Below are 22,291 nucleotides of genomic sequence, written 5' to 3' on the forward strand. Positions count from 1 at the left end.
GTGATCGCGTCAGGGCACCTGTAAATCTGCTGCAATACCATATGACAAGAGGATGCCATGCGCATTGCACGAGACCTTGCCGACGCTGTCGGTAAAACACCTTTGATCCGGCTGCGTCGCGTCAGCGAAGAAACGGGATGCGAGATTCTCGGCAAGGCCGAATTCATGAACCCGGGTCAGTCCGTCAAAGACCGTGCTGCGTTGTTTATCATCCGCGATGCGATAGCGCGCGGTGATCTGAAACCCGGCGGCACGATTGTTGAGGGCACGGCCGGGAATACCGGCATCGGTCTGGCGCTGGTTGGTGCCTCGATGGGGTTCAAGACGGTGATCGTCATTCCTGAAACCCAATCCGAAGAGAAAAAGGATATGCTCCGCCTGGCGGGGGCTCAGCTTGTGCAGGTGCCTGCGGCGCCGTACCGTAATCCCAACAACTTTGTGCACTATTCGCGCCGTCTGGCCGAGCAGTTGGCTCAAACCGAACCAAATGGCGCGATTTGGGCCAATCAGTTCGACAATGTCGCCAACCGTCAGGCACATGTGGAAACCACTGGTCCCGAAATCTGGGAGCAGACCGGCGGTAAAGTCGATGGCTTCATCTGTGCCGTTGGATCGGGTGGTACTCTGGCCGGGGTGGCCGAAGCGTTGCAGCCCAAGGGTGTCAAGATCGGTTTGGCTGATCCGATGGGGGCGGGGCTCTATTCCTTCTACACCACTGGTGAGATCGCGATGGAGGGTGGTTCTATCGCAGAAGGTATCGGACAGGTGCGGATTACCAAGAACCTCGAAGGGTTCACACCTGACCATTCCTGGCAGATTACCGATAGCGAAGCGCTGCCCTATATCTTCGATCTGCTGCGCGAAGAGGGTCTGGTGATGGGCGGGTCAACCGCGATCAACATTGCCGGTGCCGTCCGTTTGGCGAAAGAACTGGGGCCAGGGCACACCATTGTTACGATTTTGTGTGACTACGGCACCCGCTATCAATCCAAACTGTTCAATCCTGAATTCCTGCGTGAAAAGGAACTCCCCGTGCCCGATTGGATGACCGATGCGCCGCGCAGTATTCCTGGCGTGTTTGAGGACGTGTGATGCTGCAACAGGTCCGCCTGTGTCTGGTTCTGGTGCTATTCTGCTTGATTGGGTTGGGCGGGATCGCCTCTGCCCAACTTACTGACCGGCAGAGCGAGTATTATCAGGGCTGGGTCAGCACGGCGGACCGGGCGGAATCTGTTATTCGCGCGAACCGTGCATCCAACGCAGCATTAGAGAATTTGCGTTCGGAAATAAATGAGTATCGCGAAGACTTTAACAAAGCCCGAGGTGCCAACACCGATCGTATTCAGACGCTGGAAAGCCAACTCAAGGCGCTTGGCCCAAAGCCGGCTGAAGGGGAAAGCGAGGCCGAAGACATTGCCAAGCTGCGTGCGCAACTCGAAACACAACTGAACAGTTTGCGTGTTCCCCGCATCATCTCGGAAGAGGCTTTCAGTCGCGCGAATGGGCTGATCAGCGAAATTGATCGGATCGTCCGAGACCGACAAAAGAAAGAGATGCTGAAACGCGGGCCGTCGCCGCTCAACCCCGTCTATTGGGGACCAGCTTGGGTCGACATCAAAGAGGCGACGCACAGTCTTATTAACGAAACCATCGAAAACTTGCGCTCTGATGTGGTGCGCGAACAAATCCGCGAGCGCGGTCTTGGCATTCTCGTGCTGTTGGTTGTTTCAGCAGTTCTATTGCTGTTTGGGCGCAAATGGTCTGAGAAAGGCGGCGAATATCTCCGCTCGCTAGGAGGTAGCGGCAGCGGGGTCTGGACCTTTATTGTCTCGCTGTTGCGCATTCTATTGCCTTGGTTGGGCGTGTTGGCGTTGGTCACCGCCGTCGTGCTAACTGGCGTGCTGGGCCTGCGCGGTACACTTTTGTTCCAGCAAATCCCCTATTGGGCCGCGATTATCTTCTATTTTGATTGGATCGGCCGGCAGGTCTATCTGATGGGAGCGGCGCAGAACTTCCAAAGACTGTCCGCAGGTAAAATCAGAGAATTGCGGGTTTATATCGACCTGTTGGCGGTCATGCTTATTCTGCACGAGCTGGCGCAATTGTTCGAGCAGATCGAGAATATCTCGGACGCGACCCGCGCCGTTGTTGGCTTCCCGATCGTTGTGGTATCGGCCCTTCTTTTGCTGCGTGTGCGTCAGGTCCGCCAATCAGAGCCTCAGCAAGAACAGACAGACCAAGAAGCTACCCGCCGTGGCGCAGGGTTCAGCCAATTGGTCGAGTTCCTGCGGCGCGCCTTGTTCATGCTTGGGATTGCGACTCCAATCTTGGGGGCCTTCGGATACATTAACGCCGCCGAAGCTATCGTATTTCCTGCCATCAAAACGCTGGTTCTGATTGCAGCTCTGGTGATCGTGCAGCGATTTATCGGTACAGTGTATGGCTGGCTTTCGGGGCAGGGCGACGCCGCGCGCGATTCACTGTTTTCGGTTCTGGTCGGGTTCGCGCTTGCCATTCTGGCGTTGCCGATATTAGCGCTTTACTGGGGCGCGCGGCAGACGGATCTGCTTGAAGCTTGGTCGCGATTGTTGCTGGGGTTCGATATTGGCGGGGTTACGATTTCACCCAGTAACTTCCTGACGTTCGTTGCCATTTTCGCCATTGGATATACGCTGACCCGTTTGCTGCAAAGCGGGCTGCGCAATTCACTGCTGCCGAAGACCAGCATTGATCCCGGCGGGCAGAATGCCATCGTGTCGGGTACCGGATATGTCGGAATTTTTCTGGCGGCACTGATCGCCATCATGGTTGCCGGTTTTGACCTGTCCTCGCTTGCGATCGTGGCGGGTGCTTTGTCGGTCGGCATCGGTTTCGGTCTTCAGACCATTGTATCGAACTTTGTCTCAGGGATCATCCTGCTGGTTGAGCGCCCTATCTCCAAAGGTGACTGGATCGATGTGAACGGGATGATGGGATATGTGCGCGATATCTCAGTCCGGTCGACGCGGATCGAGACGTTCGACCGGACGGATGTGATCGTTCCAAACTCGGACCTGATCAGTGGGGTGGTTACGAATTACACCCGGGGCAATACGATTGGCCGAGTGATCGTGCCTGTAGGCGTCGCCTATGGTACCGATACCCGCAAGGTCGAAACTATTCTGGGCGAGATCGCAAACGGGCACCCGATGGTTCTGGCCAATCCCGCGCCCAGCGTAGTGTTCCAGGGCTTCGGTGCAGACTCGTTGGATTTCGAAATCCGCGCAATCCTGCGGGATGTGAATTGGGTGCTGTCTGTCAAATCCGACATGAACCACGAGATCAATCGCCGGTTCGTTGAGGAAGGCATCGAGATCCCGTTTGCGCAGCGTGACCTGTGGCTCCGTAACCCTGAGGTGCTGACGGGTCAGTCCGATCCGTCCAATGATGCTTCTGCCGTGGATGACGACCTATCACCCCATGCGCCATCGACAAAACCAGTGGACATGACAGCAGACGATCTGGACGCGGCAGGGGATCAGGACGGCGAGGGCGACAACCACTGAGCGTGATGCGATCGGCATTTTCCCGCAAATGGTTATCGGACTGTTTCATTTTGATGTAGTCTGAAGTCATTTGCAGGAGGAATTTTGATGGTTACATTTTCACACAGCCTCGCGCGTATTGCCGTCTGGAATCTGGCTGGCTTCAATCCAGTAAACACAAGTCTGGGTATTCCGGCCAGCAGTGACCGGGTCACCCATCAAATCGAAGGGCTGGCCCTGCTGGACGCCGAACTGATCACTCTGGTCGAGGTCAGCCCCATCGAACATATCGATCGGTTGGCCTTGGGTCTGGCCGATAAGGGGCTGGACTATCAGGTCAAGATCCTGCCGCAGCCCAACGGCAATATCCATATCGGGTTTCTGCACAAACCGGGGGTCTCGGTGACAGGTTTGCAGCTGATCGACGGCTCGGAAGGTGACGATCCCGGCGGACGTCAGGCCCTGATCGCCGATGTCGAGGTCGGCAAATTCAAGGCCAAGCTGATCGCTGTGCATCTTAAATCCGGACGAGACCGGCCCGAGCAGCAGATACGTGACAGCCAATGCAGGATTATCGGAGACAAGATCGCCGAGATCCGCTCGACCCCCGGTCTGACACAGCGCACGATCCTTTTGATGGGTGATTTCAACATGATCCCCGGTCAGGACGTCAGCAATTTCCACCATCTTGGTGGGGATGACATGATGGACTTTGTTTCGTGCTGGGATCTACAAGACCGATTTTCGCATATTCTGGATAGGGGTCGCGCCAATTTACTGGACGGTTTTGCCGTATCACGCACTTATTCCACCGATTATATCCGCGGCAGCTTGCGACTGTTTCCTATGCACTGGACCATGAATATGGGGCGCGAGGCGTTCAAGGATGAGGTGTCGGATCATCTGCCATTTGTCGCCAGCTTTCGTATTTTCTGACCCGTCCATTTTTGCGAAAGGGGCCTTGCGCTCGGTTCAGAAATTCGCATAAGTCACCTCTACCGGAGAGGTGGCCGAGTGGTCGAAGGCGCACGCCTGGAAAGTGTGTAGGCGGGAAACCGTCTCCAGGGTTCGAATCCCTGTCTCTCCGCCATATGCCCTATGTAATCTGAGTTGCCTTGCGGTCTATGCGAGACTGTTTTGTGCAGGGCTTTCAATGTGAAGTGTCGTGCACAATGCACCGGATTGATGAGATTTGACTCAATCTGACAACAAGGCGATGACTTGATCGGTTTCGGGTCTTCGTCGCGATGCCACTGGCACTTGAACAGCTAGAGCACGCCCTGTCGCGCAGGATTGCGCGTGGGCCGTTACGAGTGCACCAGATTTCAATGGCTCTTCGAGTAAGCATAGGTGCCCCATTAGCACGCCAGCTGCGGCCTTGGCCTCTTCCACGGCAAGGCTGTAAAGCGAAAACTGCGGGCCAGTTTTGACATCTGGGACCTCACAACCTGTGCTTCGCGACCATGTGGACCAATCGCTGCTCCAAGTCTGATCGTGCAACAAGGGAGTGCCTTGAAACCCGTTGTTGCCGGTTAACTGATCCAGCAGAGCAGGGGCGCAAACCGGTTGGGTTTCATCCTCGCACAGCACAATTTGGTCAGGTGCTTCGTCCAAGGTCGCGAAGAAGATCGCCAAATCGAACATCTCACGCGAAAGGCTGGGTGGTGTTTCCAGCGCCGTGACCGAAAAATTGATATGTGGAAAACACTCTCTGATCCGGCGTAATCGTTTGGGCAACCAGAGTTGGGCAACAGCAGGCAAGGCGGCGATGTGAAAATCGGCATTTGGCTTGAGGTTCCGAAGGGCCCGAGCGGCATCGCCCATCTGATCAAAGGCTGTGGTGAAGACCGCGACAAGTGATTGACCTTGGGGCGTCAGTTCAACCCCTTGCGCGTTGCGGCGAAACAGCGGCGCACCTGCCCAACCCTCCAACGCCTTTACATGTTGCGAGATCGCCCCCGGTGAGACGTTCAACTCTTCCGCCGCCGCGACAAAGCTGACATGCCGCGCCGCGGCCTCGAACGCCCTCATTGCATTCAGTGGAGGTCCCTTGGGGCGTTTGGGGGAGACACTCATTGATCTAGCCTTAGTTTTTCTACGCCAAGAAATAACAATTCTGCTTTGCGGTGTCACGCGAAAGCCGCCAAACTGCAAAAAACAGGAGGATGTCAGATGACACTTGTACAAAGAGATTGGGTGCCTGCCGCAAGCGAAACTCTGATCCAGGACATCGCGACAAAGGCCGCATCGTTGTCGTCTGGCGATCTTCTGGCCCGGATCGAGCATCTGGCGGACGAAAACCGCCGCATTCACGAAAAAGAGTGCTTTAACCTCAACCCGGCGACAAATGTCATGAACCCGAGGGCCGAGGCGCTATTGTCTTCGGGCATTGGATCCAGACCATCGCTGGGATACCCCGGTGACAAATATGAAATGGGACTGGAGGCGATCGAAGAGATCGAAGTTATCGCCGCAGAACTATGTGCCGATGTCTTTGATGCGCAGTTCGCCGAGGTTCGCGTGCCCTCGGGGGCCATTGCCAACCTCTATGGTTTTATGGCGACCTGCAATCCCGGTGATGCGATAATCGCTCCGCCCGCGTCGATTGGTGGCCATGTGACTCACCATTTGGCGGGGTGTGCGGGGCTGTTTGGTCTGCGCACTATTGAGGCCCCCGTCAATGCGGAAGGGTATACCGTTGATCTGGACCGGTTGAGGGCATTGGCGAAGACCGAATGCCCCAAGCTAATCACGATAGGCGGCAGTCTGAACCTGTTTGAGCATCCCGTGGCCGAAGTGCGTGCCATAGCGGATGAAATCGGCGCAAAGGTCATGTTCGACGCCGCCCACCAGTGCGGGATCATCGCCGGGCATGCGTGGTCCAACCCGCTGAAGGAGGGTGCGCATTTCATGACCATGAGTACCTACAAAAGCCTGGGCGGACCGGCCGGGGGTCTGATTGTGTCAAACGATGCAGAAATCGCCAAGGCGCTGGATGCAATTGCTTTCCCCGGTATGACAGCCAACTTTGATGCCGCAAAAACGGCTGCACTTGCCGTCACCATGCTGGATTGGAAAGAGTTTGGCTCAGCCTATGCAGATGAGATGATTGCGATGTCCAAAGCACTTGCTGCCGCGTTGGATGCGCAAGGTGTTCCGGTCTTCGCGGGTGGAGAGGGTTTCACCAATTCGCATCAATTCGCGGTACTGGCAGCGCCGTATGGTGGCGGTCAGACTGCCTCCAAACTGCTTCGTAAATCCGGGTTTCTGGCATGTGGCATCGGATTGCCAGTTGAGCCGGTGGAAGGCGACATGAATGGCCTACGGATCGGCACGCCCGAGCTGGTCCGGTGGGGTATGACAGCAGGAGATGCAGAGCGTCTGGCAGAACTGATCCGACGTGGCTTGAGCGGTGAATCCGTTCTATCCGAGGTATCTGGATGGCGCAGTGAGTTCGATAGGTTGCATTTTGTGATTTGAACCAGTTGCGGCCAATCAGGTCTCAGGCCCTGATTGGTCGCTCGATCAGAAACGCGGTTTAGCCGTTATCCGCTTCTTTCAGACCTTCGATCTGAAGGTCGAAACCTTCCTGAATGTGGCTGGTGAAAGTTTCCAGCGCTTCGGTGACATCACCCGTCGCAATCGCGTCAACGAGCGTCAGGTGGTTTCCGAGCGATTTGGAGATATCGACGTTTTCAATCGCCGAAAACAGATGGAACGCCATTGCTTTGCCCCAAATCATATCGAACATGTCGATCAGAAATTTGTTGCCAGCCTCAACCATGAAGGCACGGTGAATGTGCCGGTTTGCGATAAAGTAGTCTCGGGTCGTTGGCTGGCTCAGATCTTCTTCGCGACGAATGAGTTCGCGCAATCGATCAAGAACCTCTGGTTCAGCGTGTACCGCAAGTATGCGCGCGGCTTGACCTTCGATGGCTGCGCGTGCCTGGTATAGTTGCCGAACCTCGGTCTGGTCCATGCGCGCCAGTCGAAATCCGCCGCTGGCGGCCACTTCCAACACGCCTTCAGTCTCCAACCGCATGAGCGCTTCGCGTACGGGCGTCCTGCTGATGTTCAACTCGGCGGCCAGCTTTTCCTGCACCAGCCGATCTTCACCGGTGATCTCGCGACTCATGATGGCTTCGACCAGTTGGTCATAGACCTCGTCCGCCAGGCGTCTGCGTTGTGTTTTGATTTGTTTCAGAGCCACTCGGAGCCTCTCTTTCTGTCCTTCATGAATTCTGTATTCAATAAAACAACTGCTGCCAAGGCGAATGGGGTTGCTATTGTTCGTGTACTGTATACAGTATACAGGAAAGAATGAACAGGGAGCTCTTCATGTGTGGAATTGCTGGTAGAATACTGGCCGCGCCCGGGAAGGTTGGGGCGGATCTTGTTGACCTGATGGATGCGCAGGAACATCGAGGCGCCGACAGCACTGGCTTCGCCGTTTATGGTTTGCCACGAGAAACGGGATACGTTTTACGCGGAATGGGATTCGACAAGTCTCAACAGGATGCGGATCTCTCCGCGTTTGAAACGATATTGCGTGAACACGGAAGCAGCTTTCTGTCTGACCCCCAAATCGTAACGGACCAAAGTCGTCACTATTGCTTTCGGATGGAAATTTCAGAACCAAGGAATCTTCAAGCCTGGGTCGCGGACGCGGATGAGCTGACAGACCGCATTGAAGTTCAATCCTGCGGCCGCAGTCTTGAGATCATTAAGGATATTGGCGGTGCCGAAGCCGTGGCCGAAAAGCACGGAGTTCGCGATATGATAGGAACACATGGGCTGGGGCATGCACGGCTTGCTACGGAAAGTTCGGTATTGCCTAACGCATCGCATCCGTTCTGGGCGCGCCCATTTTCGGATGTCGCGATCGTACATAACGGGCAGATCACCGATTACTTCACCTGGCGCGATAAGCTGACCCGAATGGGATATCGGTTCTTGACTGAGAATGACAGCGAGTTGATTGCCGTGTGGGTCAGCGACCAAATGAAGGCGGGCCTGACCATGGAGCAGGCGCTAAAGAAGTCCATTACCTCTATCGATGGTGTGTTTACCTACATGATCGCAACGCCAAACGGGATTGGGTTTGCCAAAGACCGATTTGCAATGAAGCCTCTGGTCGTCGTCAACCGCAATGGCGATCTGGCGGCTGCGACCGAAGAACAAGCGGTCCGCCGGGTGATGACCGAGGAATGCGATGTGATCAACTACGACGGCCCGTCGCTGACCGGTATCTGGGGCGTCGGAAACCGGAGTTTGGCGGCATGAATGAGGTGGCTGCAAAGATGGATGAGATCGTCATCGAAGTCGGCAAGCGACATATCCGCGAGGTCAATCGTGAGATAATGGAAGCCTGCACAATGGGTCGGCCGATCCGCGTGGTAGATACGCTGTCTCGTCATAATTTGGGCGTGGGTCTGCCAGACAATGTGGATATCACATTTGAGGGCTCTGTGGGGTACTACTGCGGCGGCCTCAACACCGGGGCGAACATCACAATTGAGCGCAATTGTGGGTGGGCCGTTGGCGAAGGTATGGCCAAAGGGCACATCACTGTCGGTGGCTATGCCGGTATGTCCTGTGGTGCTGCGATGATCGGCGGCACGATCCATGTCAAAGGCGATGCGGGCCCAAGGGTCGGCGTTGCGATGAAAGGTGGAAACATCGTCGTCGAAGGAAAGATTGGCTATCAGTCCGGCTTCATGGCGCATTCCGGTCGGATCATAGCGCTTGGCGGAGCGGGGGAATCCTGTGCTGATGCGCTTTGGGAAGGTGAGGTCTGGGTAGCTGGCGAGGTCGACAGCCTGGGTGTGGATGTCGACGTGATCGAACCGACTGCTGAAGAAGTGGCCGAGGTCGATGCGATCCTCGACCCGCTCGGGCTTGTCGACAGTTCGCGAAATTGGCGCAAAATGGTTTCGGGCCAGCGTCTTTGGTATTTTGAAAGCAGGGACGCAAGCGCATGGCTCATGATCTGAGTAAACCTTACGAATATCCGTTCGACGTTGCCTCGGAAGAGGAAATCAGGTTCCGCGATGCGGGAGCGATCGACGGCCGCCCGGCTGGCGTTCCTTCGTCGTATGATGAAGGAGGTTCGACCCGCTGGACACCCGAGGCGATCTCGGAAGTTCACGCGCTGGCGCAGCTTGGGCGCTATCAGGTACGTGGATACAACACGTTCAACAAGCAATTGCCGACCTTTGATGATCTGACATTCGTTCCTGCAACGATGACCCGCCTGCCGCTGGAAGGCTATCGCGAGAATTGCGATACGACGACCGTACTGGGTGGAGGGCGCGGCCTTGTGGAGCGCCCGCTTGAATTGAAGATCCCGATCTACATCGCTTCAATGTCCTTTGGTGCTTTGTCGGCATCGGCCAAGGCATCGCTGGGTTATGGGGCCTCGAAAGTAGGAACCATGACTTGCACGGGTGAGGGTGGCATGCTGGAAGAGGAGCGCGAAGCCTCCCAACGCCTGCTCTATCAGATGTCACCCGCGCGGTATGGTGTGGATCTGGATCATCTGCGCCGCGCGGATGCCTTGGAACTTGTCGTGGGGCAGGGTGCGAAACCCGGAACCGGGGGTCTGCTGCTGGGCATGAAGGTCAGCCCGCGCGTCAGCCAGATGCGAACTTTGCCCGAAGGTGTGGATCAGCGATCTACGATCCGCCATCCCGATTTTCTCGGCGCTGATGATTTGGCAGTGAAGATTGAAGAATTGCGCATCGCCACCAACTATCAGGTGCCAATCTTCATCAAGATGGGTGCGACACGTCCCCGGTTTGACGTGGCAGTTGCTGCCAAAGCGGGTGCAGATGTTGTAGTAGTTGATGGTGCCGAAGGTGGCACCGGCGCGTCTCCGGAGCTATTGCTAAACCATACCGGAATCCCAACGATGAGCGCTATTCGTGCCGCGCGTGAAGCATTGGACGAATGCGGCATGACCGGCAAAGTCTCTCTGGTCGCTGCCGGTGGCATTCGGTCCGGTGTGGACGCCGCGAAGTGTCTGGCCCTCGGTGCTGACGCTGTGATGATCGGCAACGCGGCCATGGTTGCGCTAGGATGCAACAGTCCGCGCTATCTCGAAGATTACGCGGCGTTGGGAACCTCGCCGGGCGCCTGCCACCATTGCCACACTGGTCGTTGCCCGGTTGGCATTGCGACGCAGGATGAAAGTCTCGAAGCTCGTATGAACCCTAATGCAGGGGCAGAGCGCATTGCGCGCTATCTGACGGCCATGACCATGGAGATTACAGCGCTTGCGAAAGCCTGCGGAAAGTCCTCGGTACACAATCTGGAAACCGAAGACTTGCGTGCGCTTAGCTTTCAAGCGTCAGCTTTCACTGGGGTGAAAATGGCTGGAATTGACAGGGCTTTTGACTGGTGAAAATCGCAGTTCTTGAGTTGACTAGCCACCCGCTGCCATTGTTGGAGGGAATGCCGCGGACTTCACAGCAGATTCAGGAGTGGATCGCCCCACACCTACCGGAAGCCGAGTTCGTAGTAGTCGGGGTCGTTGATGGAGAACCGCTCCCGGACGAGAGCGATTTCGACGGCGCTATAGTCGGCGGATCTGAATTTGGCGTTTATGATGACACGGATTGGATGCAGCCGCTACGTGCCTTCCTGGACCGTTGTCGAGAAATCCGAAAACCAGTCTTTGGTATCTGTTTCGGACATCAGATCATGGCTGACGTCTATGGTGGTCGGGCCGAGAAAGTCGAGGTAGGCAATGTCGTTGGCGCACGGCCCTTCAACTATGGCGGAGATAGCGTGGATGCATATGTCTGGCATCAGGATCAGGTAACAAGCATTCCGGACTCGGCTCGGGTGACCGGATCAGCGGGCCACTGTCCAGTTGGTGCACTGGATTATGATTTTCCTGCCCGCTCTGTTCAGTTTCATCCCGAATACAAGGCGCATCACTTGCGCGATCTGTTCACCAGAGGTCGAGAGGTGCTTTTGTCAGCTACGGAAGCGGATGATGGGATGTCCTCGGTCAGCGCGGCAATTGTGCCCGACGATATTGCAGCGCTTCAAGCAGTAGAGCTTTTTCGCGGTACATACGTCCCTGAGCAATAAGCCTTTGAGCGAGCGGCTCTTGATCCTAATCAAGTCCAGCCAAGCCGCACTATGTATACTGTATACGCAATCGGTTGGGAGATTTGGCAATGACGGGATACAAGGATTTCTTTGAGAGGATTGCGCGGATTGTGAATGCTCCACGCGAGGGAAGTATCAGCGATCTGGAGCTATCGGATCTCGGCCTGTCCCGCACTGATTTGGCCATGTTGCGTTCTGGCGCGCCCAACGCGCGAGAGCGTATACTCTCGATGGCTAGTCAGTTTGGCCTGAGTGAAGATGATCTTAAGGCCCATCCTGAGCTTGGCCTTGAGTTGGCGGAAAAATGTGGACATTGTCGCCAAGCAAAGACCTGCCGAGATGCAATTCGATCAGGTGTTCGCCTGCCTCAGGAAAAGTGCCCGAATTCAGGGCTCTATGCGGCGCTTTCAGAAGGTTAACGCCCGCTTGGACTTTCTTTTGGGCTCAGTTTTCTTCGACCAGTGATCTTGAAACGATCAGCCGTTCCGAAATCCTTCATTCCAACACCTGCCGCAAACTCTGCAAAAACCGGCGCGTGTTTGAACAGATGTCCCGAGCAGCCTCCGGCGAACAGCACGTTTTCATGCTCGGGGTGCCAGTCGACAATAAAGTGCGTGTCAGGTGTCAGGATGATCTGGTTGAATTTGGAATCCACTACCCGCTCACCTTCAAGGCCCGGAAGACGATGACGGATGTAGCTGCGAGTGCGTCCTAGCGTTTCCTGTCGGATTAGCCTTTCGTCATTGTCCAGATCGATCTTGTCCGGGATGACGACCGCGGCTTTCACGCCTGAACCTTCGGATGAGGGTAGCCCGAATGAGCCCTGACCATGATCGATCCAGCAGGGCATCCGGCTCATATCGAACTCCTCGGACCCATCTGGCGTCGAGGTATAGAGGACATTCACACCAACCACCGTCGATATCGGCTTGATCGTCCTGGGGAACATGTCCGCCATCCAGGGGCCGGTTGAGACAATGATAAGATCAGCCTCAAGCGGCTTTCCATCCAGCATTGGGCGCTCTGATCCATCGGTGGTCACGCGACCGCGCTGTACGATCCCGCCCGCTCGACGAAACAGCTCAAGCCCGGTCAGGACGCAGCGATGCGCCATCAGCATTCCGGCTTCGGGTTCGAACAGGGCGTATTCGATGTCAGGAACGCGAAACTGCGGAAATCGCGATTCGATGTCCTGCCGCCCGAACTTGTAGTAGGGCACACCAACGCGGTCGAAGGTTTCGGCTGTGGCGTTCTCCCAGTCGCAATGACCGCCTGTTGCAAGAATCAGCGCACCGCATTCATACATCAGGTTCTGGCCGCTCTCGGCTTGCAGTTCCAGCCAGCGCAGGCGGCTTTCGCGGGCCCAACGTGTATAGAACTCATCCCGCCCGGAAATCGCACGGATGACACGGTTGTAATCCGTTGAAGATGCACGGGAATGTCCCGGTTCCCAGCGATCTATCAGAGTCACTGCCTCACCACGTCGTTGCAGTGTAAGCGCCGTCATGACGCCGACGATGCCGCCTCCGACAACGATGACCGAGTTCTTGGACATGATGCAGATTTTCCTTGTTTATCGATTGTCTTTGTGAATACTGTATACAGAATACAACAATTATAAAGCCAAAAAACAGGGAGAGCGCATCAATGAATTCGGGATTTGATCTGCCCGAAGGCACGCACACCGTCATACTTGGTGTGGGTGACCTCAACGGCATCATGCGCGGCAAGCGCATTCCGGCCAGCCACTGGGACCACGTCTGCAAAAGCGGCAATGCGCTGTCGATTGCATTGATGGCGATCGATATGACGTGCGACGTCTGGGATACGCCTTATGTCAATTTCGACAACGGCTACCCCGATATGCACGTCTTCCCAATGACCCAGCCCGTCGCTGTGCCGTGGGAGCCAGGCGTCGCTGTTTGCTTTGGTCGGGCGGAAGGTATGGATCACAAGCCTGTTCCGATCGATCCGCGTCAGGCGTTGGTGCGTCAAGTTGAACGGGCCCGCGAAATGGGGTTCGAGGTCAATGTCGGTACTGAACTTGAATTCTATCTACTGGATCCGGAGACCGGACAGCCGCGCGATAGCGGGATCCAGGTCTACGGTCTGGGCCGTGCTGCGCGGATGGAGCACATCGTTGGGCCGATCCGTCAACAGATCAACGAGTGCGGTATCCCAATCGAGCAATCGAACCCCGAATACGCTGCGGGTCAGATTGAGGTAAATATCCGTTACGGCGAAGCGTTGGCAGCGGCAGATCGTGTCGTCTTGTTTAAGTCGCTGATCCGCCAGCTGGGCATCGCCCACGGCTATCTGGCAACCTTCATGCCAAAACCGTTCTTCGATCAGTCCGGCAACGGCTTCCACACACATTACTCGCTTTGGAAAGACGGCAAGAATGTCTTTGCCGATAACGGCAAGATAAACGATACCGGCAAATCCTTCATCGCCGGGCTACAACAACGCATGTGTGAAACGGCAATCTGTGGCAGTGGCACCGTCAATGGTTATCGACGCCGTCAGCCTTATACTTTCTGCCCGATCAACACGAGCTGGGGTTATGACAACCGAACCGTTGGTATTCGGGTCATTGAAGGATCCGACAGCGCGGTGCGCGTGGAAAAACGCGATGCTGGTGCAGATGCCAATCCCTACCTTCTGCTGGCGGCCGAGATTGCAGCGGGGCTCGACGGGATCGAGCAGGGCCTGGCTCCGTCAGAGCCGACAACCGGCAACGGTTACGAAGAAGGGATCGGCGATCCGATCCCGACCGACTTGCCAACGGCGATCGAACTGGCGCGAGGATCCGAATGGCTTCGCGATCTCATGGGCGAAATGCTGTGGGAGCTGGTTCTGCAACAGGCTGAGCGCGAGCTTGAATTCTTCAATCAACAGGTCACTCCGGTTGAGTTGGACCGTTACCTGAGGACCTTCTGATGCATTTGGGCAAGGTCGCCGGGACCGTCACAGCCACGGCCAAAGACGCAAAACTGGTCGGTACGAAACTGCTGGTGACGGATTTGGTCGATAGCAAAGGCAAGGTGATCGAACCGGCGCGGGTCGCCGTCGACACCTGCGGTGCCGGGGTGGGGGATACGGTTCTGCTGGTCAACGGCTCGGCGGCGCGTATGGCCGCCGGTCTGTCCACCGCGCCCGTCGATCTGGCGATCATCGCGATTGTGGATCGCGTGTCCACGACCTGAACCAAGAACACCAAACATCTAAATTTCTTTGGAGGAACTAAAAATGGCGAAACCAGTGGCGGGGCAAATGGCCCTGGGCATGATCGAAACGCGCGGACTGGTCGGCGCGATCGAAGCGGCAGATGCGATGGTCAAGGCGGCCAGCGTTTCGATTGTCGGCCAAACCAAGGCTGGCGGAGGCCTAGTCACCACCCTTGTGCGTGGTGAAGTCGGCGCAGTCAAAGCCGCCGCGGATGCAGGTGCGACAGCGGCAAATAAAGTTGGTGAAGTCGTATCCGTCCACGTGATCGCGCGCCCACATGATGAACTTGAGGCCATAATCGACAGCCTTGGTGCTGGCTCTGCGGCTTAATCCGTCTGTCTTGAGGAGACGCTATGTCAGCCGGTTTCGAGGAATTCACACGTGCAGCGACACGTGGCTCAACCCGGGGTGCACCTGAACATCCCAAGCTCGACCGAATATCGGTGTTGGGTGGCGGGGCTGATGCACGCCTGTTGGCCGCTCTTTGTCTTGCCGAAGGGGCTGAAGTCACCTTGTTTTCGGCCTATGGGGCCGAACTGTCGCTGTTGGCCCAGTCCTCGGGCATCTCGCTTCGCGGTGAAGGTCCGGTCGGGACCTATCAAGTCGATCGGGATGGGCCGTCGGTGCGCACAACCGCTGAGCTGGATGCAGCGGTGCGCGATGCACAGGTGATATTCCTGACCGGACCGCTTCACAAACAGCGCACTTATGCGATGGTGCTGGCCGATCACCTCAGCGACGGGCAAATCTTGGTCCTTGCGCCAGGACGATCCCTGGGGGCTGTGGAAACAGCGTGGCTATTGCGGATCGGAGGCTGCGCGGCGGACGTCACGCTGGTCGAGGTTCAGGGTCTGCCATACTGGTTCCGTTCCGAGGGCGCAGCTTTGACGCTTTCGCAGGCGGCACCGATGGCTGCGGCAACCTTGCCGCGCGGTCGGGAAGAGGTTCTGGACGCCGTGTCCGCCTATTTGTCCAACGTTCAGGCGGTCGACTCGGCTTTGTCGTGCGGCTTCAACGATCTGTCGGCCGCAGTCGAGATACCTGCGCTGATCCTCGGCGGTGCCGCAATGCGGACAGGTGGTCCTGACATTCCAATGGGTGGTGTTCCGCTTGAGGATAACCAGACCTTTGCGTCTCTGATTGGTCCGGACCAGACAGAGGTCATTCAGGGTCTTGCAGACGAACGGCGACGCATTGCTGCTGCGTTTGGAGTTCGTAATCTGCCGGAGACAGGGCAGTGGATATCCACTTTTGCCGGCGCCGAACGTGGCTCGGGCGCGCGTCCGATCCCGGATCAGCAAACGTCGCGCGGTATGATGCGGGATGGGGTGTTGGGCTCGCTTGTACCTTTGGTCTCAGCGGGTGAGCTTGCGGGTATCCCGAGCCCGTTGACGAACAGCCTGATCGCGATGTCCGACCGAATTTTGGGGGCGGATGTGGCTGCCGCTGGACGGCGCCTCGAAGCCATAGGGGTTTCAGCGGGCGACGTTGATCAAGCGCGCCGTATCTTTGACACCATCGTCACCGGAGCTTCTTGATGGATGCAGATCTGAAATCAATCGCCGCCGCACGGCGTGCCGCAGATAGCGCTTTCGAGGCTTATCGCGCCTTTTTGGGCACTGACCCGGCGCAGGTAGACGCAATAGTCGACGCCATGGCGCGCGCCATCGAGCCCGAAGCCGAACGGCTGGGGCAAATGGCCGTCGAGGAAACCGGATATGGGAATGTGCCGGACAAGCGCGTCAAGAACCTGTTCAACGCGCTTTCAGTCGCGGATTATCTAAGAGATGTGACAACGCTGGGGTTGCTCTGGCGCGATGATGCGACAAAGATCGCAGCCTTCGGTGAACCGATGGGCGTTGTGGCAGCTCTGATCCCGGTGACGAACCCCACTTCAACGATCATCTACAAAGTGCTTTCTGCGGTGAAGGCAGGCAATGCGATCGTGTGTGCGCCGCATCCGCGTGGTGTGAGTTGTGGCATCGAAACGGTGCGAATTATGGCGCGCGTGGCTGAACAAATGGGTGCGCCCAAGGGTCTAATCCAATGTCTGGATTCCGTGACAATTCAGGGCACAGCCGAGTTGATGAAACATCGCCGCACCTCGGTTGTGATGGCAACCGGTGGTCCGGCCATGGTCAAAGCGGCGTATTCCAGCGGCAAACCCACGCTCGCGGTCGGTGCGGGCAACGTGCCGTGTTACGTACACAAGTCGAAAGCACGCGATCTGGCGGAAGTCGCCGAGATGATCGTGACGTCGAAGAGCTTTGACTACGGGACCGCCTGCGTCAGTGAGCAGGCCGTCGTTGCCGACCCAGAAATCGCACGTGATTTGCGCCACGAGCTTAAATTGAAAGGTGCCTATTTCTGCACTCCGGCCGAGGCGGATCGACTTGCTGGGGTGATCTTCAAAGGCGTGCAGGCCATGGACCCTGAGAAGGTGGGGCAAAGCCCGCAAGCGCTGGCGGATGCTGCCGGTTTTTCCATCCCACCACGCACCCGGTGCCTTGTCTCGGAAGAAACTGAAGTAGGTTGGCAGCGCCCGCTGTCTGCAGAAAAGCTGAACCCCGTTCTGGCGTTCTACGCGGCGAAATCCACAGACCATGGGATCGAGCTGGCGCAATCCATCGCCAAGTTCGAAGGCTGGGGTCATTCCTCAGTCATCCATTCGGACGACCCTGAGATCGTGGCCCGTTTTGCCACCGTGCCGACGGGTCGGGTACTGGTGAATACACCGGGCATCATGGGCGGTATGGGATATTCGACTGATCTGGAACCATCCTTCATGCTGGGCACCGGCACGTGGTCAGGTTCGATCACTTCGGACAATGTGACGGCCCTGCATCTCATCAACATCAAACGGGTAGCCTACGAAAGCAGACCCTGGCGCGACATTTACGAGGAGTATGGCGCATGAGCGAGATTACCATCCGGGCGCTGATGCAGATCGACAACCTGCAACCAAAATTCGCCGCCTATAACGGTGCGACGGTGCAAGGGTCGGTGCCCTTGTCCGGGGATACGGTTTTGATCGGAGAGTTTGCGCCTGGTAACGGAGTATTCTCGCTGATCGACCGGGCGCTCAAGGCATCTTCGGTTGAGGCGACAACACAAATGGTCGAGCGCGAGTTCGGGTTCTTTATCCTGCGGTCTCCGTCGAATGCGGAGGTGTCCGCTGCGCGCGATGCGATGCTGGCAGAGCTCGGCGCAACAATGTCTGACCGGTTGAAACCGGCGATCAGTTCCACGCAGATTATCACCAGCGTCGAACCCTATCAGGCGCAACTGCTGAACAAATGGCGCAAAGGGGCTCTGATCGTTCCAGGGCAGACGCTGGGCATCGTCGAATGTGCCCCGGCAGCCTATATCTCGATTGCCGCGAATGAAGCGGAGAAGGCGGCAGAGATCGATATTGTCGAAGTGCGCGCCGTGGGGCGGTTTGGCCGCCTGTTCATCTCGGGGTCTGAAAACTCGGTCAAGACCGCCGTCGAGGCCGCAACCCGCGCGATAGAGGCGGTGGACGGGCAAGCCAACTGATGGCAGCGCCGCGCGTCATAGGTTCAGAGGCGGTCGAAGATGCCCGCCGTCGCGGTCGGATCGTGTTTGAAGTCCTGCCCGACGATATCGTGACGGCCTTGGCACGCGAAACTGCCGAGCGTGTTGGCATAAAGCTTGTCGACGGACCGCTGGAAAAGCCACAACCAACGCGTACAGACGCTGCTATTTCAATGCAGCGGGTGTTGTATCGCCGCTCGCCAAAATGGGTTGCTCCGATGCGTGCGAAACGCAAGGCCCGTAGGCTCGGCAAACTTGCCTTGATCGGGGCAGGGGGCGTCGGGGGCAATGTGGCGCATCTGGCGGCGATGCAGGATATCGCGGATGAGATCGCGCTGATCGATATTGCGCCCGGAATGGCCGCTGCTACGGCGTTGGATCTGAACCACACGTCAGGCATCACCGGAGCGCGCGCCCGGTGCGTCGGCGGCGAGTCGTTAGATCTTGTAGCCGGGGCCGAAGTGATTGTGGTGACCGCAGGCCGTGCCCGGCGTCCAGGTATGAGCCGCGCGGATCTGATCGACGTGAATGCGCGCGTGATCCGCCAGGCCGCTGAGGCCATACGCTCCGCTGCGCCTGATGCCATCGTCATCGTGGTGACCAATCCGCTTGACGAAATGACCGTAGAAATGCTGCGCGCAACCGGGTTCCCTCGTGAAAGAGTGCTGGGCATGGCCGGTACTCTGGACAGCAGCCGGTTTCGCAACGCCCTTGCTATGGCTGCGGGAGTAGCGCCCGCTGATGTCGAAGCCTTCACGCTCGGAAGCCACGGGGACGAGATGGCGCCAATCCCAAGCCGGGCAAAAATTAAGGGCAGGGCATTGGATGTGTTTTTATCGCCTGATCAGATTGAGGCTTGCGTTCAGGACGCCGTGACCGGCGGTGGGCAGGTAGTTGCCCTGAAGAAATCCGGTTCCGCAACCATAGCACCGGCGCACGCGTCGATCGAGTTGATCGACCATATCCGGGGCGCACGCACCGGCCCGGTTCCGGTCTCGGTCATGTTGCAGGGGGAATATGGCATCGATGGGGTTGTGCTTGGTGTTCCTGCCCATCTGGGGTCTTCCGGGTTGGTCGAAGTCGAGGAGTTGCGGCTGACCGATCAAGAACAAGCAGCCTTGCATAAAGCGGCGGATGCCATCCGATCGAGGTTAGGCCTGTGACCCTCCGCATCTGGAAGTCAGGCGGGCGGTTCGAAGAAGTTGCGTCTTATTCCCGCGCAAAGCGCATCGGTCCCTTCGTTTGGGTCGCAGGGACCACAGCGATCGAACCCAGCGGGCGTATTCATGCGCCAGGAGATGTGGGCGCCCAGACAAAATACATTCTGTCCCGTATAGAAGAGGCGCTTAAGGCCGTCGGTGCCGAGATGCGCCATGTAGGCCGGGTCCGCGCATATCTGACCGATCTGTCGCGCGCGGGTGAATTCGCGAGCGTTCACGGAGAGGTATTCAAACATATCGATCCTGTTCTGACAGCCGTTCAAGCCGGGCTGACGCAACCCGGTTTGACGGTGGAAATCGATGTGGATGCGGTAATTCACGACGAAAACGGCGAAATCAGCGGAATCTGAACATGAGTCACCAAGAAAGGATTTGATCGAACTATCGTCTTGTGTACTGTATACAGAATACAAGAAGGGCACAATAAGACACAGGGAGCTAATGTGATGATCAAGACAGCGCTACTCAGCGGAACATGTATCGCGCTTGTGGCCTCGGCGGCCGCAGCTGAAATCAAGGTGGGCTTTATTGGATCTCTTTCCTCAGACACCGGTCTGTCGACGCTGCGTGGTGCAGAGATCGCGATTGAAGAGCTTAATGCGAATGGCGGCGTTATGGGGGAACAGATCACTCTGGTGTCTGCCGATACCGGTCAGGACCCGACTGAAGGTGTGCGGGCCTATGAATATCTGGCGGAAACCGAGGAAGTAGATTTCATCATCTCAGGCTCTATCGATGATGTTTCGTTGGGCTGGCTGCCGCGAATGCAGGAATACCGGATTCCGACGCTGGACACATGGACGTCATATATCGGCATCATCGACATGGTGGTCGAAGATCCCGAAAGCATGGCACCATATTTCATGAACATCGCCTCAGACGAGGCGCTTGCCACGCTTTATATCAATTTCGGTGCGGATGTTCTGAAGGAAAAGATGGGTTGGGACTCCGTTGTCATTCTGGCTGAGGATACAGCGTTTGGCGAGGCAATCACAGGATTGGTGACCGAGGCGCTTGCGCCGGTTGCGGGGATCGAGGTCAAGGACATCATCACCTATGATGTTGCCACCGTTGATTTTGCGCCGATCTTCAGCCGTGCGCAGGACACTGGGGCGGATTTCATCTACCAGGTCTCATCCGTAAATTCTCAGGTAGTCTCGTCGCAATATGTGAAACTGCAGGTGCCCATGGCGATGACAGGGGTGAACGTAGCTGCATTGGGTATGGAATATTGGGAAGACACTGGCGGAGCCGGGGGCGGCATCTCGACCCTGTCACCGATCCCGTCTGTAGGGTTCAAACTTGACCCGGCAAGCCAGACCTTTGTCGACACCTATCAGGCCAAGTATGACAGCCGCCCACTGCTGCCGCATTTCAATGGTTTCAACGCCTACCACGGTCTGAAACAGGCTATGGCTGCCGCGGAAGAGGCGGGTGGCTTCGACAATGTCGAAGGCTGGGCCGACGCAATGAAGAAGCAGGATCTGGTTCTTGAGATGGATGGTCAGCTTTGGCTGCGCTACGCCTTCTGGGGCGATGATGAGGTCGAGCCTGTGACAGGCCGCACCTATCCTCACAACATTCGCTTTGATCTGTCCGAGCCGTTTGATGATGCGGCCCCGTCAATGGTCGTTGTTCAGTGGTATGAAGACGGCACTGCCGCAGTTGTGTACCCCGAGAAATACGCGACGGGCGAATTCACGCTTCCCAGCTGGGTCAAGCCGTAACCCGGTCGCGTCGTTAGCTTGAAACGGGTGCGCGGCAGCGCGCACCCGCAGCCAAGGATCCATTTATGTTGCAGATACTGATTCAGGGGCTTTTGCTCAGCGGTCTCTACGCGCTTATAGCAATGGGGTTTACGCTGATCTTCAGCATAGGCCGCGTTCTGAATCTCGCCTATGGCGCCTATCTGATGGTCGGCGGCTACATTTACTTCTGGATATCGCAGTCACTTGGTATGCCAAAACTCATGGGCGTTGCCGTTGCCGCTGTGCTGGGTGTTTTGATGGGAGTTCTGAAGTACCGCCTGATCGTCAAAACGCTCAAAGGGGATCACGTGGCTGTCGAGATTTCGACGTTGATCCTTGCTGTCGTCATTCAGGCCGGGATCGTTTTGGTCTTTGGCGACAGCAGCAAAATCCTTTTGCCGATTGTCCCCGGTGTGATCAATGTGGCCGGGGCCTCGGTCACGTATAACATCCTGATTGCAACCCTTATTAGCTGGGCAATTCTGCTAGGGCTCTATGCCTTTGTGCGGCTCACACATACCGGACGGGCGATGCAGGCGGTGTCGATGGATGCTAAAGGCGCTGCAATTTCCGGGATCGATCCGGATCGCATCAATCTGATCACCTGGGGTATCTCTGGCGCATTGGGCGCAATCGGAGGCGTCTTCTTTGCCAGCTACACTCAGCTATCGCCATCCATGTGGGTGGCTCCGCTAATCATTTCGGTGGCTGTGGTTATCGTTGGCGGGATCGGATCGATCCTGGGCACTTTGGTGGTGGCGCATATTGTGGGCTTCCTCGAAGTCATCGTTGTGGCGACGCTTGCACCTGAGTTGCGCGGTGTTTTCACGATGCTGTTGATCATCGGGGTGCTGGTCACGCGACCGCAGGGCCTGTTCGGCCGAGAGGAGCTGTGACG

General features: G+C 56.9%; 22 protein-coding genes and 1 tRNA gene. 20 read left to right on the plus strand and 3 right to left on the minus strand.

All coding sequences use genetic code 11. The features are described from left to right. Window positions 1-57 precede the first annotated feature (57 nt). The 4 genes from ACR0CZ_RS09835 to ACR0CZ_RS09850 all read left to right on the plus strand — a co-directional run bounded on the left by ACR0CZ_RS09835 (window position 58) and on the right by ACR0CZ_RS09850 (window position 4,614). On the plus strand, window positions 58-1,092 hold the full coding sequence (locus ACR0CZ_RS09835) for a cysteine synthase A (RefSeq protein ID WP_170393289.1): 1,035 nt from the start codon (window positions 58-60) through the stop codon (window positions 1,090-1,092). Beyond that, on the plus strand, window positions 1,092-3,545 hold the full coding sequence (locus ACR0CZ_RS09840) for a DUF3772 domain-containing protein (RefSeq protein ID WP_170393288.1): 2,454 nt from the start codon (window positions 1,092-1,094) through the stop codon (window positions 3,543-3,545). Before ACR0CZ_RS09835 ends, ACR0CZ_RS09840 begins: the two co-directional genes overlap by 1 nt. An 87-nt stretch (window positions 3,546-3,632) precedes the next feature. Then, a complete protein-coding gene (locus ACR0CZ_RS09845) occupies window positions 3,633-4,460 on the plus strand; it encodes an exonuclease/endonuclease/phosphatase family protein (RefSeq protein WP_170393287.1) in 828 nt (275 codons plus the stop codon). Window positions 4,461-4,524: 64 nt separating this feature from the next. Beyond that, window positions 4,525-4,614 (plus strand) — tRNA-Ser (locus ACR0CZ_RS09850). Between the two features lie 107 nt (window positions 4,615-4,721). Here ACR0CZ_RS09850 and ACR0CZ_RS09855 read toward each other — a convergent pair. Next, on the minus strand, window positions 4,722-5,600 hold the full coding sequence (locus ACR0CZ_RS09855) for a LysR family transcriptional regulator (RefSeq protein WP_170393286.1): 879 nt from the start codon (window positions 5,598-5,600) through the stop codon (window positions 4,722-4,724). Between the two features lie 96 nt (window positions 5,601-5,696). Here ACR0CZ_RS09855 and ACR0CZ_RS09860 point away from each other — a divergent pair, with 96 nt between their 5' ends. Then, complete coding sequence (locus ACR0CZ_RS09860) at window positions 5,697-7,004, plus strand: aminotransferase class I/II-fold pyridoxal phosphate-dependent enzyme (protein WP_170393285.1); 1,308 nt, start codon at window positions 5,697-5,699, stop codon at window positions 7,002-7,004. A gap of 58 nt (window positions 7,005-7,062) precedes the next feature. On the opposite strand, the gene ACR0CZ_RS09865 is transcribed toward ACR0CZ_RS09860, so the two are convergent. Further along, entirely contained in the window at window positions 7,063-7,734 is a 672-nt protein-coding gene (locus tag ACR0CZ_RS09865) for a GntR family transcriptional regulator (RefSeq protein WP_170393284.1), read from the minus strand. Window positions 7,735-7,862: 128 nt separating this feature from the next. Between ACR0CZ_RS09865 and ACR0CZ_RS09870 the strand changes: the two genes are divergently transcribed. From ACR0CZ_RS09870 to ACR0CZ_RS09890, 5 genes are all read left to right on the plus strand, one after another. Further along, a complete protein-coding gene (locus ACR0CZ_RS09870; RefSeq protein ID WP_170393283.1) occupies window positions 7,863-8,807 on the plus strand; it encodes a class II glutamine amidotransferase domain-containing protein in 945 nt (314 codons plus the stop codon). Then, window positions 8,804-9,517 carry a GltB/FmdC/FwdC-like GXGXG domain-containing protein gene (locus tag ACR0CZ_RS09875; protein ID WP_170393282.1) on the plus strand — a complete coding sequence of 238 codons (714 nt, stop codon included), beginning with the start codon at window positions 8,804-8,806 and terminating at the stop codon, window positions 9,515-9,517. The genes ACR0CZ_RS09870 and ACR0CZ_RS09875 overlap by 4 nt, the downstream gene beginning before the upstream one ends. After that, window positions 9,502-10,926 (plus strand): FMN-binding glutamate synthase family protein, encoded by a 1,425-nt coding sequence (locus ACR0CZ_RS09880; RefSeq protein WP_170393281.1) that lies wholly within the window; start codon window positions 9,502-9,504, stop codon window positions 10,924-10,926. The genes ACR0CZ_RS09875 and ACR0CZ_RS09880 overlap by 16 nt, the downstream gene beginning before the upstream one ends. Continuing rightward, window positions 10,923-11,621 (plus strand): type 1 glutamine amidotransferase, encoded by a 699-nt coding sequence (locus tag ACR0CZ_RS09885; protein ID WP_480544468.1) that lies wholly within the window; start codon window positions 10,923-10,925, stop codon window positions 11,619-11,621. Before ACR0CZ_RS09880 ends, ACR0CZ_RS09885 begins: the two co-directional genes overlap by 4 nt. Before the next feature lie 89 nt (window positions 11,622-11,710). Continuing rightward, a complete protein-coding gene (locus tag ACR0CZ_RS09890; RefSeq protein WP_170405345.1) occupies window positions 11,711-12,061 on the plus strand; it encodes a hypothetical protein in 351 nt (116 codons plus the stop codon). Here the strand turns inward: ACR0CZ_RS09890 and ACR0CZ_RS09895 are convergent. Then, entirely contained in the window at window positions 12,058-13,197 is a 1,140-nt protein-coding gene (locus tag ACR0CZ_RS09895; RefSeq protein WP_170393278.1) for an FAD-dependent oxidoreductase, read from the minus strand. The genes ACR0CZ_RS09890 and ACR0CZ_RS09895 overlap by 4 nt on opposite strands. Before the next feature lie 92 nt (window positions 13,198-13,289). Between ACR0CZ_RS09895 and ACR0CZ_RS09900 the strand changes: the two genes are divergently transcribed. The 10 genes from ACR0CZ_RS09900 to ACR0CZ_RS09945 all read left to right on the plus strand — a co-directional run bounded on the left by ACR0CZ_RS09900 (window position 13,290) and on the right by ACR0CZ_RS09945 (window position 22,289). Next, a complete protein-coding gene (locus tag ACR0CZ_RS09900) occupies window positions 13,290-14,582 on the plus strand; it encodes a glutamine synthetase family protein (protein WP_170465424.1) in 1,293 nt (430 codons plus the stop codon). Further along, entirely contained in the window at window positions 14,582-14,848 is a 267-nt protein-coding gene (locus ACR0CZ_RS09905) for a EutN/CcmL family microcompartment protein (RefSeq protein WP_170393276.1), read from the plus strand. The genes ACR0CZ_RS09900 and ACR0CZ_RS09905 overlap by 1 nt, the downstream gene beginning before the upstream one ends. Before the next feature lie 43 nt (window positions 14,849-14,891). Next, window positions 14,892-15,200 carry a BMC domain-containing protein gene (locus tag ACR0CZ_RS09910; RefSeq protein ID WP_170393275.1) on the plus strand — a complete coding sequence of 103 codons (309 nt, stop codon included), beginning with the start codon at window positions 14,892-14,894 and terminating at the stop codon, window positions 15,198-15,200. 23 nt (window positions 15,201-15,223) lie between these two features. Beyond that, entirely contained in the window at window positions 15,224-16,408 is a 1,185-nt protein-coding gene (locus tag ACR0CZ_RS09915) for a hypothetical protein (RefSeq protein WP_170465422.1), read from the plus strand. Beyond that, on the plus strand, window positions 16,408-17,787 hold the full coding sequence (locus ACR0CZ_RS09920) for an aldehyde dehydrogenase family protein (RefSeq protein ID WP_170465420.1): 1,380 nt from the start codon (window positions 16,408-16,410) through the stop codon (window positions 17,785-17,787). Before ACR0CZ_RS09915 ends, ACR0CZ_RS09920 begins: the two co-directional genes overlap by 1 nt. Continuing rightward, window positions 17,784-18,407 (plus strand): BMC domain-containing protein, encoded by a 624-nt coding sequence (locus ACR0CZ_RS09925; protein ID WP_170393272.1) that lies wholly within the window; start codon window positions 17,784-17,786, stop codon window positions 18,405-18,407. Before ACR0CZ_RS09920 ends, ACR0CZ_RS09925 begins: the two co-directional genes overlap by 4 nt. Then, entirely contained in the window at window positions 18,407-19,588 is a 1,182-nt protein-coding gene (locus ACR0CZ_RS09930) for a malate dehydrogenase (protein WP_170393271.1), read from the plus strand. Before ACR0CZ_RS09925 ends, ACR0CZ_RS09930 begins: the two co-directional genes overlap by 1 nt. Then, window positions 19,585-19,995, plus strand: a complete 411-nt coding sequence (locus ACR0CZ_RS09935) for a Rid family hydrolase (protein ID WP_480438485.1) — start codon at window positions 19,585-19,587, stop codon at window positions 19,993-19,995. The genes ACR0CZ_RS09930 and ACR0CZ_RS09935 overlap by 4 nt, the downstream gene beginning before the upstream one ends. A gap of 96 nt (window positions 19,996-20,091) precedes the next feature. Continuing rightward, on the plus strand, window positions 20,092-21,372 hold the full coding sequence (locus ACR0CZ_RS09940; RefSeq protein ID WP_170393270.1) for an ABC transporter substrate-binding protein: 1,281 nt from the start codon (window positions 20,092-20,094) through the stop codon (window positions 21,370-21,372). Window positions 21,373-21,437: 65 nt separating this feature from the next. Beyond that, the gene (locus ACR0CZ_RS09945; protein ID WP_170393269.1) at window positions 21,438-22,289 is read left to right on the plus strand and encodes a branched-chain amino acid ABC transporter permease; all 852 of its coding nucleotides are present in this window, start codon (window positions 21,438-21,440) and stop codon (window positions 22,287-22,289) included. The last annotated feature ends 2 nt before the right edge of the window (window positions 22,290-22,291 follow it).

The sequence above is a fragment of the Ruegeria sp. H9 genome (assembly GCF_056532915.1).

Excerpts from the sequence above, each read along its gene's own strand:
- ACR0CZ_RS09835 (WP_170393289.1), top strand. The coding sequence starts at position 58 with ATGCGCATTGCACGAGACCTTGCCGACGCTGTCGGTAAAACACCTTTG.
- ACR0CZ_RS09840 (WP_170393288.1), top strand. The coding sequence starts at position 1,092 with ATGCTGCAACAGGTCCGCCTGTGTCTGGTTCTGGTGCTATTCTGCTTG.
- ACR0CZ_RS09845 (WP_170393287.1), top strand. The coding sequence starts at position 3,633 with ATGGTTACATTTTCACACAGCCTCGCGCGTATTGCCGTCTGGAATCTG.
- ACR0CZ_RS09855 (WP_170393286.1), bottom strand. The coding sequence starts at position 5,600 with ATGAGTGTCTCCCCCAAACGCCCCAAGGGACCTCCACTGAATGCAATG.
- ACR0CZ_RS09860 (WP_170393285.1), top strand. The coding sequence starts at position 5,697 with ATGACACTTGTACAAAGAGATTGGGTGCCTGCCGCAAGCGAAACTCTG.
- ACR0CZ_RS09870 (WP_170393283.1), top strand. The coding sequence starts at position 7,863 with ATGTGTGGAATTGCTGGTAGAATACTGGCCGCGCCCGGGAAGGTTGGG.
- ACR0CZ_RS09875 (WP_170393282.1), top strand. The coding sequence starts at position 8,804 with ATGAATGAGGTGGCTGCAAAGATGGATGAGATCGTCATCGAAGTCGGC.
- ACR0CZ_RS09880 (WP_170393281.1), top strand. The coding sequence starts at position 9,502 with ATGGCTCATGATCTGAGTAAACCTTACGAATATCCGTTCGACGTTGCC.
- ACR0CZ_RS09890 (WP_170405345.1), top strand. The coding sequence starts at position 11,711 with ATGACGGGATACAAGGATTTCTTTGAGAGGATTGCGCGGATTGTGAAT.
- ACR0CZ_RS09895 (WP_170393278.1), bottom strand. The coding sequence starts at position 13,197 with ATGTCCAAGAACTCGGTCATCGTTGTCGGAGGCGGCATCGTCGGCGTC.
- ACR0CZ_RS09900 (WP_170465424.1), top strand. The coding sequence starts at position 13,290 with ATGAATTCGGGATTTGATCTGCCCGAAGGCACGCACACCGTCATACTT.
- ACR0CZ_RS09905 (WP_170393276.1), top strand. The coding sequence starts at position 14,582 with ATGCATTTGGGCAAGGTCGCCGGGACCGTCACAGCCACGGCCAAAGAC.
- ACR0CZ_RS09910 (WP_170393275.1), top strand. The coding sequence starts at position 14,892 with ATGGCGAAACCAGTGGCGGGGCAAATGGCCCTGGGCATGATCGAAACG.
- ACR0CZ_RS09915 (WP_170465422.1), top strand. The coding sequence starts at position 15,224 with ATGTCAGCCGGTTTCGAGGAATTCACACGTGCAGCGACACGTGGCTCA.
- ACR0CZ_RS09920 (WP_170465420.1), top strand. The coding sequence starts at position 16,408 with ATGGATGCAGATCTGAAATCAATCGCCGCCGCACGGCGTGCCGCAGAT.
- ACR0CZ_RS09925 (WP_170393272.1), top strand. The coding sequence starts at position 17,784 with ATGAGCGAGATTACCATCCGGGCGCTGATGCAGATCGACAACCTGCAA.
- ACR0CZ_RS09930 (WP_170393271.1), top strand. The coding sequence starts at position 18,407 with ATGGCAGCGCCGCGCGTCATAGGTTCAGAGGCGGTCGAAGATGCCCGC.
- ACR0CZ_RS09940 (WP_170393270.1), top strand. The coding sequence starts at position 20,092 with ATGATCAAGACAGCGCTACTCAGCGGAACATGTATCGCGCTTGTGGCC.
- ACR0CZ_RS09945 (WP_170393269.1), top strand. The coding sequence starts at position 21,438 with ATGTTGCAGATACTGATTCAGGGGCTTTTGCTCAGCGGTCTCTACGCG.